Genomic DNA, 17,983 nt, shown 5'->3' on the forward strand with positions numbered 1-17,983 from the left:
GTTTTAAAAATGTTATATTGTTTTTACCATTAAAGTTTGATTTCGATATCAACGCCAGATGGTAAATCAAGTTTCATTAACGCATCAACAGTTTGTGGTGTTGGGTTAACGATATCGATCAGACGTTTATGCGTACGCATTTCGAATTGCTCACGAGAATCTTTGTACTTGTGAACAGCACGAAGAATTGTGTACACAGACTTCTCAGTTGGAAGTGGAATCGGACCTGATACACTTGCACCTGAACGTTTTGCAGTTTCCACAATTTTCTCAGCAGATTGATCTAAAATACGGTGATCATACGCTTTTAAACGAATACGAATCTTTTGTTTTGCCATTATTTTCCCTCCTTCTCGCCTATTTTCTAGACATTCTCCACGAAAATTCTCCAACACACCGCCATGGCAAAGCGGCCGGGTGTGTCAGCAACCTCTCGTTTCATCGCAGTCAAAGACCAACATTCAACATTATATACAATAAAAAAAGAATAAGCAAGTCTTTTCGCTAAATTCTTTTAAATGTTGTAGATATTCTTAACTACTATTATTTCTCGCTTATTTAAGCCGTTTACTAGTATATAAAATTTCTACGAATATTGCAACACATATGGCTATACTACAACGTTTTCGAACATTTCTTACAATTGTATTATACACTACAAGATTTGTCCTAGCAGTCTCTTCGTTAGTAAAGACGAACGAACGTAGTTGCTCACACATTCGTATATGGCTGTGTTGAGCATCGTCTTTAACTCTTGCTGATCAACTGATAATACGAAAATACAAAAAACAGTACGGGGCATAATAAGCCATACTGTTTTTTGAGTTTTAGATTATTTTTGTTTATAAAGACTCACGAATTACTTTTTTATAATAACCAACAGAGAGTATAGCAAAGATTGCATATAGTGCTATATAGCAACTCATAGCTATCCATAACGGTGCCGTTAGTTCTGAGCCAAATAAAAACCAGCCTGATTTAACTGCAAAGTAACTATGAAGTAATCCGATTAGTAAAGGTACGCCAAAATTAAAGGCTTGCTTCATATATATTCCTTTCATAATATCTCGCTCTGCAAATCCAATTTTTCTTAATATCGTATATGAGCTTCGTTCCTCTTCTGCTTCAGACATTTGTTTAAAGTACAAAATGCTGCCTGTTGTCATTAAAAAGGCTAAGCCTAAGAAAGCTGTCGTAAATATCGTTATTCCCAAGGTTTCGATATTTTCTTTACGTTTCCCCTCATAAGAAGCTTGTATATAGTTTTGCGTTACCCCTTCCCTATCTATAGAAGAAATAACACCTGCACCCGATTGTATATAAAGTTTTTCAGCAGAAGCTAAATCTGTTTCTGATTTTAACGTGATGGAAGATTGTTTATGCCATTGTGATCCATCTGATATCGTAGCTAGCTTTTCAAACAATGTGTCTGTTACTACAAAAATGGGTCCACCCCCACCTGCAGTCACAATACCACTAATAATACTTTCATTTTGCACATCTACGACATGAAAAGTTTCCTCATGTTCTCCCACAGTTACGGCCATATCATGATCCTTTTCCAACGGAAACATTTCTGCCATATAACCACCATAATTTGTTAAGATGACATCATTTCCAGACACTGAAGCGTCGGGCACACTTTGTTTGTAATCAGAGAGTGGGACTGTATAAATAATACCTTTCATATTATAAAATGGGCTATCTCGTTGATCATTTGGTAGTAATTGCGCTACTGAAGCTGTTACAGCCTGTAATCGGTAATCAATTTTGTTATAAGCAATGTTATTTTGCTCTAGCTTCTGTAAAAACTCCTGCCCGTTATCTTCAAGTAATATAAAATCTCCCGGTACATGACTGTATGCAGATGCTGCTGACGAGTAGTATGAAATATAAGATAATGTTGTAACCCCAAGTGATACACCCGTTAAAACCGTAATAAGCGTCAATGATTTTGCGTTACTTTTCATACGGTGCATAATGGGGGTTAATGCTAATACATCATGTACAGATAAATGCCCATTCTTCTTTAGACGTACGGCATTCATAATAAACGCAACAGAAAAGCGGAATACAAGGAATGTCCCACCGATTGTTGACGCTAAGATAATAATCATATTAACAAAAAGATTGCCAGTCGACTCAATATTGAATAGTTTTGTTGATGCATAATATCCATATGCAATTAACACAAGCCCTAAGAAGCCAATCATCATTTGTAATGGACTAAAACGTTTTACACGCTCGTCTGCTTTTCTAGAAGCACTAAATAATGATAGCAATGATACACGATGAATCATCCAAGCCACCTGCACCAGCACAATTACTAGTAGAATAAAGAATACTGCAATAGACTGTTGTAATGCCTGTGTACTGAATGTCATTGCCACAAGTGCTTCTTTCTCTAGTACACGTAGTAATACCATCGCAAAGAAACGTGAGCTGAAGAAGCCTGCCAGCATTCCTAAAACAACTGCACCAACAAATAATAAAATACTTTCTACCGCCAATAAACGTACTATAAGGCCCTTTGTCATTCCTATTAACTGATACAAGCCGATTTCCTTACTGCGACGCTTCATAAATAAATGGTTAGCATATAACACGAAGAACAAAATGATAAAGTACAGAATATATGTTGCAGCTTCAAAACCTGCTGTTGCTGTACCACTCTTCTTTACTGAGGCTAACACTTCAGCATTCATTTGTAATGTCACAAAAGAAAAATATAGCGTGACACTAAAAATAAGCGCAAAGAAATATAAGTAATAATGCTTCATATTTTTCTTCATGCTGCGGAACACGAGTTTACTAAGACTCATAACCGTCACCACCTAGCACGCTTTGCGTATGCATGATTTCCTGAAAAAATGCCTGCCTTGTCTTATCACCTTTATATAGCTCACTATAAATGAGTCCATCTTTTAAAAACAAAACACGTGTACAAAAGCTTGCTGCCACCGCATCATGTGTAACCATCATAATCGTCGCTTCTTTCGCCTCATTAATACTTTGTAAGTTTTTTAGGAGCGCTGTAGCTGATTTTGAATCGAGCGCACCCGTTGGTTCATCCGCAAACACAAGGGATGGATTAGTAATCAGCGCACGAGCAGCAGATGTTCGTTGCTTTTGACCACCTGATATTTCATTCGGATATTTATTTAATATATCTGTAATACCTAATAAGTGTGTTAGTTCTTTAACACGACTCTCCGCAACAGCCTTTGGTAACTTACCAATCGCTAATGGCAGTAATATATTTTCTTTAACTGTTAATGTATCGAGTAAGTTGTAATCTTGGAAGATAAAGCCCAACTGTTCACGGCGGAAATTGGCTAGTGCCTTTTCCTTCATACCACGTAAGCTTTGACCATTTATTTCGATAACACCCTCAGTAGCAAAGTCGATGGAACACAAAACATTTAATAGTGTCGTCTTACCTGAACCAGAGGGTCCCATAATACCTACGAATTCACCTTTGTTAACTTCTACATCAATGCCTTTCAGTACTTCCTGAGCCGTTGATTTTTTACCATATACTTTTTTTACTTTACGTCCAATTAAAACCGCCACTTAGTCGCGCCCCTTCCTATAGCCCAAGTGTACCCTGTCTGCTAAATGATTTCGTGCGTTTTACATGACAATATAAAAAGGTAGGTGACAATTTCGTCATCTACCTGTTAGTTTGACATATTCATTTTGCAAGGGAAAACGTAATGTAAATATGGAACCTTCACCAACCTCGGACTGCACACTAATACGAATACCGATTTTCACTGCCACATTATGTGCCAAGTATAAACCCATGCCTGTTGATTGTGCAGACTCTCTACCAGCTGTCCCCGTATAAGACTTTTGAAAGATACGCGGTATATCATCCTTACGAATACCCATACCTTCATCTTTTATATGTAGTAATTGTGCGCCAGTCGCATCTACTTCCGAAAAAATCAATACCTCCGTATTTGCAGGACTATATTTAATGGCATTTGATAGGATTTGTCGTACAATAAATGCTAACCATTTACCATCTGTCATGACAATCTCCGATAATTCTGCCACATCAAAGCCAATTCCCCTTTCCAAACACCATGGCTGCATTGCACGGATTTCCTTGTAAACAACCATACGAAGTTCAATTTCCGTCATATAATTATCTTTTTCAATTGAAGCAAGACGCGTTTGATGTAACTGTTGATCGACTAGTAAATGAAGTCTAAGCCACTCATGTTCTAATTTTCGACGTAATACTAAATCATCTATCTGAGACAACATTAAATTAATGGATGTTAAAGGTGCCTTCACCTCATGTACCCAAGCTAGAAGCTCGTCTGAATACTCCTGTAATTGTACCTTTGCTTTGTTCAACTCCATATCCTTTACATAGAACACATCTTCAAGTTTCGTAAAATATGCATCTTGAAACGGTGACAGGTCCATACTTTTACTATGAACATCATCTAGCTGTCCATCCACATTTCCCAGGAAATCTTTTAGCTGACCTACTTCTACAATATAACGCCACAGCAAAAATATCAAAAAACTAACAAACATACAAATATTAACATAAGTAATCGAAATACTCACTAATCCAACGTCTAAAAAAAATAATATGTTGAGTGTCACTACGATAAACACATAAAACCCTATCCATGCTAGTCGTTCTTTAAAAAATAATAGAAGCATCCACATTCACGTCCCTTGCGTTACCGCCATATAACCCAGCCCTTTTTTTGTTAAAATGACTTCCTGCAACCCGATATCTTCCAGTTTTGTACGTAAACGATTTACATTTACAGATAATGTATTATCGTTAACAAATCGCTCATCGTCCCATAATTTCCTCATTAGGTCATCCCTCGAAACAATTTGATTAGCCTTTTCCACTAAAATGCGTAATATAAAGAGTTCATTTTTAGTCAAAGATATCAACTGTCCTTCATACATAATTTCGCTTCTTGCATAATCAATAACTGCATCATTAAAACGTGTGACTTCCAACTGTTCTTCTACATAGTCATAAGTACGACGTAAAATTGCTTGTACCTTTGCAAGCAATACTTCCATATGAAAAGGTTTTTGTATAAAGTCATCGGCACCCATTTGCATGGCCATAACCATATCCATTGGGTGATCGCGTGAAGATAGAAAGAGAATTGGCACCTTCGAAATATGCCTTATTTCGCGACACCAATGAAAGCCATCATAAGCAGGTAGTTGTATATCAATTAATACAAGTTGTGGCTTCTCCTCTATAAAATCAGCCATCACCTTTTGAAAATCTCTTGGGCCACTAACTTGTAGTGACCATTGTGCAAAGCGATCTTTAATCATTTCAAAAATTGATGGATCATCTTCTATCAATAAAACCTTCATTTCCATACATAAGCGCCCCTTCCTCCCCTAATTTTAACATAAAAAACCAATCTGTAAGCGTCCCTACAGATTGGTTTAGAAAAATTAGCTTGCGCTAAAATTATTTTTGGATAGTAGCTACTACGCCAGCGCCTACAGTACGGCCACCCTCACGGATAGAGAATTTAGTACCTTCTTCAAGAGCGATTGGAGCGATAAGTTCTACAGTCATTTCGATGTTATCACCAGGCATTACCATTTCAACGCCTTCTGGTAAGTTACAGATACCTGTTACGTCAGTTGTACGGAAGTAGAACTGAGGACGGTAGTTAGAGAAGAATGGAGTATGACGGCCACCCTCTTCTTTAGATAAAACGTAAACTTCAGCTTTGAAGTTTGTGTGTGGAGTGATTGAGCCTGGTTTAGCTAATACTTGACCACGTTGGATATCTTCACGAGCTACACCACGAAGTAAAGCACCAATGTTGTCACCAGCTTCAGCATAGTCTAATAATTTACGGAACATTTCTACACCTGTTACAGTTGTAGATTTAGCTTCTTCGTTAATACCAACGATTTCAATTACGTCGCCGACTTTAACTACACCACGTTCAACACGGCCAGTTGCTACTGTACCACGACCAGTGATAGAGAATACGTCCTCTACTGGCATCATGAATGGTTTGTCAGTTTGACGTTCTGGAGTTGGGATATAAGAATCTACAGCGTCCATTAATTCAACGATTTTTTCTTCCCATTCTGCTTCGCCTTCAAGAGCTTTAAGAGCAGAACCTTTGATTACAGGAATATCGTCGCCTGGGAAGTCATATTCAGATAGTAGGTCACGGATTTCCATTTCTACTAACTCTAATAATTCTTCGTCGTCAACCATATCACATTTGTTCATGAATACTACTAAGTATGGAACACCAACTTGACGAGATAAAAGGATGTGTTCACGAGTTTGTGGCATTGGGCCATCAGCAGCAGATACTACTAAGATACCGCCGTCCATTTGTGCAGCGCCAGTGATCATGTTTTTAACATAGTCAGCATGTCCTGGGCAGTCAACGTGTGCATAGTGACGAGTTTCTGTTTCGTATTCTACGTGAGAAGTATTGATTGTAATACCACGTTCTTTTTCTTCTGGTGCGTTATCGATGTCAGCGTAAGACTTAGCTGTACCACCCATTTTTTTAGAAAGAACTGTAGCGATTGCAGCAGTTAGAGTAGTTTTACCATGGTCAACGTGTCCGATTGTACCAATGTTAGCATGCGTTTTTGAACGGTCAAATTTTTCTTTAGCCATTAGAGATTGCCTCCTCAAAATTATATGTTTTATTTTTGGAATTTATAGAATGAATGCTGATAGAGAACGGGCCCATCCCCTATCCTGCAATCATAGCTTACAAATTAGTTATACTTTATGCAAGATGAAAATTCAATTATTCACCTTTATTTTTTTTGATGATTTCAGCAGCGATTGATTTTGGTACTTCTTCATAATGATCAAATGTCATTGAGAATACACCACGACCTTGCGTTGCAGAACGAAGAGTCGTTGCATAACCAAACATTTCCGCTAAAGGAACCATTGCACGAACAACTTGAGAGTTACCGCGAGCATCCATACCCTCAACGCGTCCACGACGAGAAGTAATGTTACCCATGATATCACCAAGGTATTCTTCTGGAATTACAACTTCAACTTTCATCATTGGTTCTAAAATAACAGCGTCACATTGTTTCGAAGCTTCTTTAAGAGCCATAGATGCAGCAATTTTGAACGCCATCTCATTCGAGTCAACGTCATGGTAAGAACCGAATACTAATTTCGCTTTAATGTCGATTAGAGGGTAACCAGCTACTACACCGCGGTCAAGAGAGTCACGAAGACCAGCTTCAACTGCAGGAATGTATTCACGAGGAATTACACCACCAACGATAGCGTTTTCGAATTCAAAGCCTTTACCTTCTTCATTTGGAGAGAACTCAATCGTTACGTCTCCGTACTGTCCACGACCACCAGATTGGCGAGTGAATTTACCTTGAACTTTTGCTGAGCCACGGAATGTTTCACGGTAAGATACCATTGGAGCACCTACGTTAGCTTCTACTTTAAATTCACGGCGCATACGGTCAACTAAGATATCAAGGTGAAGCTCACCCATACCTGAGATGATTGTTTGTCCAGTTTCTGTGTCAGTGTGAGCACGGAAAGTTGGATCCTCTTCTTGAAGTTTTTGTAAAGCTTGACCCATTTTATCTTGGTCAGCTTTTGATTTTGGTTCTACAGAAAGAGAAATTACTGGCTCAGGGAACTCCATTGATTCAAGAATAACTAGGTTTTTCTCGTCACATAGAGTATCACCAGTAGTAGTATCTTTAAGACCTACTGCTGCTGCGATGTCCCCAGCGAATACTTTAGAAATCTCTTCACGAGAGTTAGCGTGCATTTGTAGGATACGACCAACACGTTCACGTTTACCTTTAGAAGAGTTTTGTACGTATGAACCTGAATCTAATGTTCCAGAGTACACACGGAAGAAAGTTAACTTACCTACGAATGGGTCAGTCATAACTTTGAATGCAAGAGCTGAGAATGGCTCTTCATCAGAAGATTTACGTTCTAACTCATCGTCACCATCTACTGAAGTACCTTTGATTGCTGGTACATCAACTGGAGATGGTAAGTAATCGATAACTGCATTTAACATTGGGCGTACGCCTTTGTGTTTGAATGCTGTACCACAGATTACTGGGTAGAATTCTACTGCGATCGTAGCACGACGGATAGCCGCTTTAAGTTCAGCAACAGAAATTTCTTCGCCTTCTAAATATTTTTCCATGATTTCTTCATCAACACTTGCAACAGCGTCGATTAATTTTTCACGGTATTCTTCAGCTTGTGCGCGGTATTCTTCAGGAATTTCACCTTCAGTTACTGCTGTACCTTTTTCGTCGCCGTAGAAAGTAGCTTTCATTTCAACTAGGTCGATGATTGCAGAGAACTCATCTTCAGCTCCGATAGGTAATTGGACAGGATGAGCGTTTGCTTGTAAACGATCGTGTAGAGTTCCTACAGAATATAAGAAATCTGCTCCTGTTTTGTCCATTTTGTTAATGAATACAATACGTGGAACACCGTATGTTGTAGCTTGACGCCATACAGTTTCAGTTTGAGGCTCAACACCTGATTGAGCATCAAGTACTGTTACAGCACCGTCAAGTACGCGTAATGAACGTTCTACTTCTACAGTGAAGTCTACGTGTCCAGGAGTATCGATGATGTTTACACGGTGGCCTGCCCATTGTGCTGTTGTTGCAGCAGAAGTGATTGTAATACCACGTTCTTGCTCTTGCTCCATCCAGTCCATTTGAGAAGCGCCTTCATGTGTTTCACCGATTTTGTGAATCTTACCAGTGTAATAAAGGATACGCTCAGTTGTTGTTGTTTTACCAGCATCAATGTGAGCCATGATCCCAATATTACGAGTATTCTCAAGTGAGAATTCGCGTTTCATAGGAAATTTCTCCTTCCATATTGGGGTAAAGACTGTATAAAAGACCTTGTGTTAGCCAATTAGCTAACACATAGGTTAAATTACCAACGGTAGTGAGCGAATGCTTTGTTCGCTTCTGCCATTTTATGCATATCTTCACGTTTCTTAACTGATGCACCAGTGTTGTTTGAAGCATCTAGGATTTCGTTAGCTAAACGCTCTTCCATAGTTTTTTCACCACGAAGACGAGAATAGTTAACTAGGTAACGAAGACCTAAAGTTGTACGACGTTCTGGACGTACTTCAACCGGTACTTGGTAGTTAGAACCACCAACACGGCGAGCGCGTACTTCAAGAACTGGCATTACGTTATTTAGAGCAGCTTCGAATACTTCAATTGGATTTTCACCAGAACGTTCTTTAACAATCTCGAACGCACCGTATAAAATCTTTTGAGAAGTACCTCTTTTACCATCAACCATCATTTTATTGATTAAACGAGTTACTAGTTTTGAACTATAAATTGGATCTGGTAACACGTCACGTTTGGAAACAGGACCTTTACGAGGCATGTGTTTTCCTCCTTTCGAATAGTTATCGATTTATTTTATAAAGTTGGCCTTGTCGTATTTGTCGGTCAAATATCAAATCTGCTAGCAAGATTTGATATTTGTGACAACTAGTATGAGGCTCATTATTAGATAACGCGATTAAACGTTAAATTATTTTTTTTCTTTAGGGCGTTTTGTTCCGTATTTAGAACGTGATTGTAAACGACCGTTTACACCAGCTGTATCAAGAGCTCCACGTACGATATGGTAACGAACACCCGCTAAGTCTTTTACGCGTCCGCCACGGATAAGAACAACACTGTGCTCTTGTAAGTTGTGGCCTTCACCTGGGATATAAGCTGTAACCTCAATTTGGTTAGTTAAACGTACACGAGCGTATTTACGTAACGCTGAGTTTGGTTTACGAGGTGTCATTGTACCAACACGAGTACAAACACCGCGTTTTTGTGGAGATTTAACATCAGTTAAAGATTTTTTAAATGAGTTATATCCTTTGTTTAACGCTGGTGATTTTGATTTCGTGATTTTAGATTGACGAGGCTTACGTACTAATTGGTTAATTGTAGGCATCGGTATTTCCTCCCTTCATTTATTCCTTGTTAATACCACACATCCAGGTGGTTCATTTTTTGGGTAAAAACAAAGTCTTTGTGTTTTATACACAAAAACTACTCTACAGCAATAGCAACAACCGCTGCTCCAACGTGGATTCCACAGGCCTTGCCCAGTTCCCTTTTGGACTCAACAAGAATAACTGGCACACCGACTTCTCTCGCGAAAGTAATGGCCAAATCGGTTACCCAATTGTCTGCATCAAGTGCCACAAAAAGTTCTTTCACTGAGCCATCGCGCATTGCTTTTACTGCTTGCTTTGTACCTATGATTGTTTTACTAGCCCTTACTTTATCATAAGACATTTGCATATCCTCCGAAGTATAGACAGTTAACTATCAACCTTCAATATATTATCATTACCAATTCCTACTGTCAACTAATATCTTTAAAAAGACCGAAGAGATGGTAATAATCCATCTCTTCGGAGCTCGTTTTAATAGTTATTCAGCAGAAACTGTTTCTTCTAAATCAAGCTCATCTTTTTCAATACGGATTTGACGGTAACGTTGCATACCCGTACCTGCCGGAACAAGTTTACCAATAATTACGTTCTCTTTTAATCCTAGAAGTTCATCACGTTTACCTTTAATGGCAGCATCTGTTAAGACACGAGTTGTTTCTTGGAATGATGCAGCAGATAAGAATGATTCTGTTTCAAGAGAAGCTTTTGTAATACCTAAAATAACAGGACGGCAAGTCGCAGGGTTTTTGCCATTTAATACAGCATCTGCATTTGCTTCTGAGAATTGGTGGATATCTAGTAATGAACCAGGTAATAATTCTGTATCACCAGCTTCAATTACACGCACTTTACGAAGCATTTGGCGAACCATTACCTCGATATGTTTATCTCCAATTTCTACCCCTTGCATACGGTATACTTTTTGAACTTCTTTTAACAGGTATACTTGAACTGTTGAAACGTCTTTAACTTTTAATAATTGTTTTGGATCGATAGAACCTTCTGTCAATACCTGACCACGTTCTACAAAGTCGCCTTCTTGTACTTTCAGACGAGCATTGTAAGGTGCTGGGTATTTACGTGTTTCTACATCACCTTCAATTGTAATTTCTTTTAGACCTTCACGGATTTCAGTGATGTCTGAAACTGTACCTGCGATATCAGAAATAACTGATTGACCTTTAGGATTACGTGCTTCAAAAATCTCTTGGATACGTGGAAGACCTTGTGTAATATCATCCCCGGCAACCCCACCTGTATGGAATGTACGCATTGTTAACTGTGTACCTGGTTCACCGATTGATTGAGCTGCAATAATACCAACTGCTTCCCCAACTTCAACCTCTTCACCTGTTGCTAAGTTCATGCCGTAACATTTTTTACATACGCCATGTTTTGTATTACATGTAAATGCAGAACGAATTGTTACTTCTTCAATACCTAACTCAGTAATGATACGAGCGATATCTTGGTCGATTAGTCCGTCTTTTGCTAAAATCACTTCGCCTGTTTCTGGATGATAAATTGTTTTCTTCGTATGACGGCCAACAATACGTTCGTCTAACGCTTCAATTAACTCTGTACCTTCCATTAACGCACCAATTGTTAAACCACGGTCAGTTCCACAATCATCTTCACGAACGATAACATCTTGTGCTACGTCTACTAGACGACGAGTTAAGTAACCTGAATCGGCAGTTTTTAGGGCAGTATCGGCAAGACCTTTACGTGCACCATGCGTAGAGATGAAGTATTCCAATACTGTTAAGCCTTCACGGAATGAAGATTTGATTGGAAGTTCGATGATACGACCAGCCGGGTTGGCCATCAGACCACGCATACCAGCTAACTGTGTAAAGTTAGATGCGTTACCACGGGCACCTGAGTCAGACATCATGAAGATTGGGTTTGTTTTCTCAAGCGATTTCATTAGTTTTGATTGGATTTCATCTTTCGCAGCACTCCAACTAGAGATAACGCGGTCATAACGCTCTTCCTCTGTGATGAAACCACGACGGAATTGTGCTTGCACTTTATCTACTTTGTCTTGTGCTATTGCTAAAATATCACCTTTATCCGGTAAAACCACGATGTCAGATACACCAACAGTAATACCAGCTTTAGTAGAATATTTGAAACCTAGATTTTTCATACGGTCAAGCATTTTAGACGTTTCTGTAATATGGAAACGTTTGAATACTTCAGCAATAATGTTACCTAAGAACTTTTTACGGAATGGATTTACAACTGGTACTGATGCAAAGTATTTGCGAAGGACAGCTGTACGTTGTGCTTCTACTTTACCTTTTTCATCAAGTTCGTTGTAAGCAGCATCTGCTTCAAGCTCTTTTAATGTTTCTTCATCAATAGTTAAATTAACGAAATATTTTGCTGGTGTTTCTTGCTCTAAATTGAATGCAGTTGGTTCATTGATGAACGGGAATGATTCAGGCAAGATTTCGTTAAAGATTACTTTACCAACAGTAGTTAATAAGAACATATTATTTTGTTCTTCAGTAAATGTTGGATTGTGTAGAGAACTTGCTTTTATAGCAATACGTGTATGCAAGTGTACATGACCTGTATCATACGCGATTAGCACTTCATTTGGACCATAGAAAATTGAACCTTCACCACAAGCATCTTCACGCTCAAGTGTTAGATAATAGTTACCTAATACCATATCTTGAGACGGTGTTACAACTGGTTTACCGTCTTTCGGGTTCAGGATATTTTGTGCCGCAAGCATTAGAAGACGAGCTTCAGCCTGTGCTTCCGCTGATAAAGGCACGTGTACCGCCATTTGGTCACCATCGAAGTCAGCGTTATAAGCTGTACATACCAATGGGTGGAGACGAATGGCACGCCCTTCAACTAATGTTGGTTCAAACGCTTGGATACCAAGACGGTGAAGCGTCGGTGCACGGTTAAGTAATACCGGATGCTCACGAATTACGTCTTCTAAAACGTCCCATACATCGTTGTTTAAACGTTCAATTTTACGTTTAGCAGATTTAATGTTATGTGCAAGACCACGTTCTACTAACTCTTTCATGACGAAAGGTTTAAATAGCTCAATTGCCATTTCTTTTGGTAGACCACATTGATACATTTTTAAGTTTGGACCTACTACGATAACCGAACGACCAGAGTAGTCAACACGTTTACCAAGTAAGTTTTGACGGAAACGACCTTGTTTACCTTTCAGCATGTGTGAAAGTGATTTTAACGGACGGTTACCTGGACCTGTTACCGGACGACCACGACGACCGTTATCGATTAATGCATCAACAGCTTCTTGTAACATACGTTTTTCGTTTTGAACGATGATGCTTGGTGCACCAAGGTCTAGTAAACGTTTTAAACGGTTGTTACGGTTGATCACTCGACGGTAAAGATCATTTAAGTCAGATGTTGCAAAACGACCACCGTCTAATTGCACCATTGGACGAAGCTCTGGTGGAATAACTGGTAGTACATCTAAAATCATCCACTCAGGGGAGTTGCCTGAGTTACGGAACGATTCTACAACTTCAAGACGTTTAATCGCACGTGTACGACGTTGACCTTGTGCAGATTTCAACTCTTCTTTTAAAGAATATGTTTCATCTTCAAGATCGATTTTAGCAAGAAGCCTTTTGATTGCTTCTGCACCCATCGCTGCTTCGAATGTGCTGCCGAATTTTTCACGGTATGCACGGTACTCTTTTTCAGAAAGTAATTGCTTACTTTCTAAGTTTGTAGCACCTGGTTCAATCACAACATACGATGCGAAGTAAATCACTTCTTCTAAAGCACGTGGAGACATATCTAAGATAAGACCCATACGGCTTGGAATGCCTTTGAAGTACCAAATGTGAGAAACTGGGGCTGCTAGTTCGATGTGCCCCATACGTTCACGACGAACTTTTGCACGTGTTACTTCAACACCACAACGGTCACAAACAACGCCTTTATAGCGGACACGTTTGTATTTACCACAGTGACATTCCCAGTCTTTAGTTGGACCGAAAATACGTTCACAGAATAAACCATCTTTTTCTGGTTTTAATGTTCGGTAGTTAATTGTTTCAGGTTTTTTGACTTCACCGTAAGACCAAGAACGAATCTTATCAGGAGAAGCTAAACCAATTTTCATATATTCAAATTCATTAACGTCTATCAAGGAGCCTACCTCCCTTTAGTATAGGTCTTTATAAAGACTCTTTTACGCAGCTCGACAATCGTTTGCAAAAAATGTACTTCTTTGACAAAAGATTAAAAATAGATTGTTTTACAAGTAAAGAAAAGCCGGACAGGGCATCAAATCCTGCCCGGCTCTGAATAGTGTTAATTATTCAAATGACTCCACTGGCTCTTCTTCTGTTTCTGGCTGTGGTGCAATGTTAAGTGCATCAGCTGGTTGAAGATCTTCTTCTTCGTCTAAATCGCGAAGCTCTACTTCTTCATCATTGATTGTTAACATTTTTACATCCATACCAAGAGATTGAAGTTCTTTGATCAATACTTTGAATGATTCTGGAACGCCAGGCTCTGGTACACTTTCACCTTTAACAATGGCTTCATATGTTTTCACACGACCAACCACGTCATCAGATTTAACTGTTAAGATTTCTTGAAGTGTGTACGCAGCACCGTATGCTTCAAGTGCCCATACTTCCATCTCACCAAAGCGTTGTCCACCGAACTGCGCTTTACCACCAAGTGGTTGTTGCGTAACAAGTGAGTAAGGACCAGTTGAACGTGCATGAAGTTTATCATCAACCATGTGTGCAAGTTTGATCATGTACATGATCCCAACAGATACACGGTTATCAAATGGCTCACCTGAACGTCCATCATACAGGATTGTTTTACCATCACGGTTCATCCCTGCTTCTTCCATCGTTTCCCAAACATCTTCCTCGTTGGCACCATCAAATACTGGTGTTGCCATATGAATACCTAAGTAACGAGAAGCCATACCTAAGTGTAGCTCTAAAACTTGTCCGATATTCATACGAGAAGGTACGCCTAGTGGGTTTAACATGATATCTACAGGCGTGCCATCTGGCATAAATGGCATATCTTCTTCCGGTAAAATACGAGAGATAACCCCTTTGTTACCATGACGTCCGGCCATTTTGTCCCCAACGCGAATCTTACGTTTTTGAACAATGTATGCACGAACTAATTGGTTAACACCTGGTGGTAACTCATCGCCATCTTCACGGTTAAATACTTTCACGTCAAGAATAATACCGCCCGCACCATGTGGTACGCGTAATGAAGTATCACGAACTTCACGTGCTTTTTCACCAAAGATTGCGTGTAATAAACGCTCTTCAGCAGTTAATTCTGTAACCCCTTTAGGCGTTACTTTACCAACAAGAATATCACCGTCACGAACTTCCGCACCAATACGGATGATTCCACGTTCGTCTAAGTTACGAAGTGCATCTTCTCCGACGTTTGGAATATCACGAGTAATTTCTTCAGGTCCTAATTTTGTATCGCGAGACTCTGATTCGTATTCTTCAATATGAACTGAAGTATACACATCGTCTTTTACAAGGCGTTCGCTCATGATAACCGCATCCTCATAGTTGAAGCCGTTCCATGTCATGAATGCAACAAGAACGTTACGACCTAGAGCTAGTTCACCTTTTTCCATAGATGGACCGTCTGCTAAAATATCACGAGGTTTCACACGTTCGCCAACTTTTACAAGTGGACGTTGGTTATATGAAGTACCTTGATTTGAACGAATGAATTTTTGTAATTTATATTTCGTTAAATCGCCTTTAACCTCTTTACCGTCAATTGTTTCAATGCGACGTATGTGGATTGAGCGAGCTTCAACATGCTCTACAATACCATCATATTTCGCTACAACTGCCGCACCTGAGTCACGAGCATCTACGTGTTCCATACCAGTACCAACGAATGGTGCTTCTGGATTTAATAGAGGAACCGCTTGACGTTGCATGTTGGCACCCATAAGTGCACGGTTAGAGTCATCGTTTTCTAAGAACGGGATACAAGCTGTCGCAGCAGAAACTACTTGTTTAGGAGATACGTCCATGTAGTCCATTTGTGACTTATTGAATACGGTGTTATCTCCACGGAAACGACCTACTACTTCGTCATTTGTAAATGTACCATCTGGGTTTAATAACGAGTTCGCTTGTGCTACGTAGTAGTTATCTTCTTCGTCAGCTGTTAAATAATCGATTTGATCCGTTACTTTACCAGTTTCATGGTCAATACGACGATAAGGTGTTTCAATGAATCCGAATTTATTTACTTTTGCAAATGAAGATAGTGAGTTGATTAACCCAATGTTCGGACCCTCTGGTGTCTCGATTGGACACATACGACCATAGTGAGAGTAGTGAACGTCACGTACTTCGAATCCAGCACGCTCACGCGTTAAACCACCAGGTCCTAATGCAGATAGACGACGTTTATGCGTTAACTCTGCTAATGGGTTTGTTTGGTCCATGAATTGAGATAATTGAGAGCTACCGAAGAACTCTTTAATAGACGCAATTACAGGACGGATATTGATTAGTTGCTGTGGTACGATGGCAGCCGTGTCGTTAATAGACATACGCTCACGTACTACACGTTCCATACGAGATAAACCGATACGGAATTGATTTTGTAGTAATTCACCAACAGAGCGTAAACGACGGTTACCTAAATGGTCAATATCATCTGTTGCCCCTACTTGGTAAAGTAGGTTGAAGAAGTAACTTACTGAAGATAGAACATCAGCAGGTGTAATGTTTTTTACTTCTTCATCAATGTACGCATTACTAATTACATTGATTTCTTTTTGTGCTTCATCTTTTGGAGCATAAATTTTAATAGATTGAATTGTTACATCATCCTCAAGTACACCACCAACTTGTGATAAAGTGCGGTAGCCGATACCTTTTGAAGAATCCTCTAGGTACGGTAAGATTTTATCTAATGTACGACGATCAAGCAATGTACCTTTTTCTACTAAAATTTCGCCTGTTTCTGGATCTACAAGCGTCTCTGCAATCGTTTGGTTGAATAAACGATTTTTTATATGAAGCTTTTTATTCATTTTGTAACGACCAACATTCGCTAAATCATAGCGTTTTGCGTCGAAGAAGCGAGAGTATAATAAGCTCTTTGCACTTTCAACCGTTGGTGGTTCACCTGGACGTAAACGCTCATATATTTCTAAAAGTGCTTTTTCTGTACTTTCAGAGTTATCTTTTTCAAGCGTATTACGTAAATACTCGTTATCACCGATAATATCGATAATTTCTTGATCTGAACCGAAACCTAATGCACGAAGCAACACTGTTGCTGGTAGTTTACGTGTACGGTCAATACGCACGTATACTACGTCTTTTGCGTCAGTTTCATATTCTAACCAAGCGCCGCGGTTTGGAATAACTGTTGCTCCGAAGCCTTTTTTACCGTTTTTATCAGTTTTATCATGAAAATACACACTTGGTGAACGAACTAATTGTGAAACGATAACGCGTTCAGCACCATTGATAATGAACGTACCTGTTTCTGTCATTAATGGGAAATCACCCATGAATACATCTTGTTCTTTCACCTCGTCTGTTTCTTTGTTGTAAAGACGTACTTTCACACGTAATGGAGCTGCGTAAGTAACATCTCGCTCTTTACACTCATCCACATCATACTTAGGATCACCTAATGTATAATCGATGAATTCTAATGAAAGATTACCTGTAAAGTCCTCGATCGGCGAAATGTCACGGAACATTTCACGTAAACCTTCTTCAAGGAACCACTCGTAAGACGCCGTTTGAATCTCAATCAGATTTGGAAGCTCAAGCACCTCTTTAATACGCGCAAAGCTTCTACGCTGGCGGTGTTGTCCGTACTGAACTAGTTGACCTGTCAACTCATTCACCCCTCAATAAAGCGATATTAGGTCTTTGCAAAATCCTACAAATAGTGTATGATTTCGAAAGACAAAA

General features: G+C 39.3%; 12 protein-coding genes. All 12 read right to left on the bottom strand.

The window, feature by feature from the left end; genetic code table 11:
* Nucleotides 1-29: 29 nt before the first annotated feature.
* Nucleotides 30-338 (bottom strand): 30S ribosomal protein S10, encoded by a 309-nt coding sequence (gene rpsJ / locus H131_RS18275; RefSeq protein ID WP_004233624.1) that lies wholly within the window; start codon nucleotides 336-338, stop codon nucleotides 30-32.
* Between the two features lie 504 nt (nucleotides 339-842).
* The gene (locus H131_RS18280) at nucleotides 843-2,822 is read right to left on the bottom strand and encodes an FtsX-like permease family protein (RefSeq protein WP_010860606.1); all 1,980 of its coding nucleotides are present in this window, start codon (nucleotides 2,820-2,822) and stop codon (nucleotides 843-845) included.
* The gene (locus tag H131_RS18285) at nucleotides 2,812-3,573 is read right to left on the bottom strand and encodes an ABC transporter ATP-binding protein (protein ID WP_010860607.1); all 762 of its coding nucleotides are present in this window, start codon (nucleotides 3,571-3,573) and stop codon (nucleotides 2,812-2,814) included. Before H131_RS18285 ends, H131_RS18280 begins: the two co-directional genes overlap by 11 nt.
* A gap of 96 nt (nucleotides 3,574-3,669) precedes the next feature.
* Nucleotides 3,670-4,686 (bottom strand): sensor histidine kinase, encoded by a 1,017-nt coding sequence (locus H131_RS18290; RefSeq protein ID WP_036131671.1) that lies wholly within the window; start codon nucleotides 4,684-4,686, stop codon nucleotides 3,670-3,672.
* Nucleotides 4,687-4,692: 6 nt separating this feature from the next.
* Nucleotides 4,693-5,376 (bottom strand): response regulator transcription factor, encoded by a 684-nt coding sequence (locus H131_RS18295; protein WP_010860609.1) that lies wholly within the window; start codon nucleotides 5,374-5,376, stop codon nucleotides 4,693-4,695.
* Nucleotides 5,377-5,476: 100 nt separating this feature from the next.
* Nucleotides 5,477-6,664 carry an elongation factor Tu gene (gene tuf, locus H131_RS18300; protein ID WP_010860610.1) on the bottom strand — a complete coding sequence of 396 codons (1,188 nt, stop codon included), beginning with the start codon at nucleotides 6,662-6,664 and terminating at the stop codon, nucleotides 5,477-5,479.
* A 136-nt stretch (nucleotides 6,665-6,800) separates the two neighbouring features.
* Entirely contained in the window at nucleotides 6,801-8,879 is a 2,079-nt protein-coding gene (gene fusA / locus H131_RS18305) for an elongation factor G (RefSeq protein ID WP_010860611.1), read from the bottom strand.
* 80 nt (nucleotides 8,880-8,959) lie between these two features.
* A complete protein-coding gene (rpsG, locus tag H131_RS18310; RefSeq protein WP_010860612.1) occupies nucleotides 8,960-9,430 on the bottom strand; it encodes a 30S ribosomal protein S7 in 471 nt (156 codons plus the stop codon).
* 150 nt (nucleotides 9,431-9,580) lie between these two features.
* Entirely contained in the window at nucleotides 9,581-10,000 is a 420-nt protein-coding gene (gene rpsL / locus H131_RS18315; protein ID WP_010860613.1) for a 30S ribosomal protein S12, read from the bottom strand.
* Nucleotides 10,001-10,098: 98 nt separating this feature from the next.
* Nucleotides 10,099-10,347 carry a ribosomal L7Ae/L30e/S12e/Gadd45 family protein gene (locus H131_RS18320; protein WP_010860614.1) on the bottom strand — a complete coding sequence of 83 codons (249 nt, stop codon included), beginning with the start codon at nucleotides 10,345-10,347 and terminating at the stop codon, nucleotides 10,099-10,101.
* Between the two features lie 138 nt (nucleotides 10,348-10,485).
* A complete protein-coding gene (rpoC, locus tag H131_RS18325; protein ID WP_010860615.1) occupies nucleotides 10,486-14,172 on the bottom strand; it encodes a DNA-directed RNA polymerase subunit beta' in 3,687 nt (1,228 codons plus the stop codon).
* Between the two features lie 168 nt (nucleotides 14,173-14,340).
* Nucleotides 14,341-17,916: a DNA-directed RNA polymerase subunit beta gene (rpoB, locus tag H131_RS18330; protein WP_196228899.1), complete on the bottom strand. Its 3,576-nt coding sequence runs from the start codon at nucleotides 17,914-17,916 to the stop codon at nucleotides 14,341-14,343.
* Nucleotides 17,917-17,983: the final 67 nt, after the last annotated feature.

Source organism: Lysinibacillus sphaericus OT4b.31, from assembly GCF_000392615.1.
In the GTDB taxonomy this organism is placed as follows: Bacteria; Bacillota; Bacilli; order Bacillales_A; family Planococcaceae; genus Lysinibacillus; species Lysinibacillus sphaericus_B.

Coding starts and splice junctions, on each gene's coding strand:
- H131_RS18320 (WP_010860614.1), bottom strand. CDS start 10,347: ATGTCTTATGATAAAGTAAGGGCTAGTAAAACAATCATAGGTACAAAG.
- H131_RS18290 (WP_036131671.1), bottom strand. CDS start 4,686: ATGCTTCTATTATTTTTTAAAGAACGACTAGCATGGATAGGGTTTTAT.
- rpsJ (WP_004233624.1), bottom strand. CDS start 338: ATGGCAAAACAAAAGATTCGTATTCGTTTAAAAGCGTATGATCACCGT.
- tuf (WP_010860610.1), bottom strand. CDS start 6,664: ATGGCTAAAGAAAAATTTGACCGTTCAAAAACGCATGCTAACATTGGT.
- H131_RS18280 (WP_010860606.1), bottom strand. CDS start 2,822: ATGAGTCTTAGTAAACTCGTGTTCCGCAGCATGAAGAAAAATATGAAG.
- fusA (WP_010860611.1), bottom strand. CDS start 8,879: ATGAAACGCGAATTCTCACTTGAGAATACTCGTAATATTGGGATCATG.
- rpsL (WP_010860613.1), bottom strand. CDS start 10,000: ATGCCTACAATTAACCAATTAGTACGTAAGCCTCGTCAATCTAAAATC.
- rpsG (WP_010860612.1), bottom strand. CDS start 9,430: ATGCCTCGTAAAGGTCCTGTTTCCAAACGTGACGTGTTACCAGATCCA.
- H131_RS18295 (WP_010860609.1), bottom strand. CDS start 5,376: ATGAAGGTTTTATTGATAGAAGATGATCCATCAATTTTTGAAATGATT.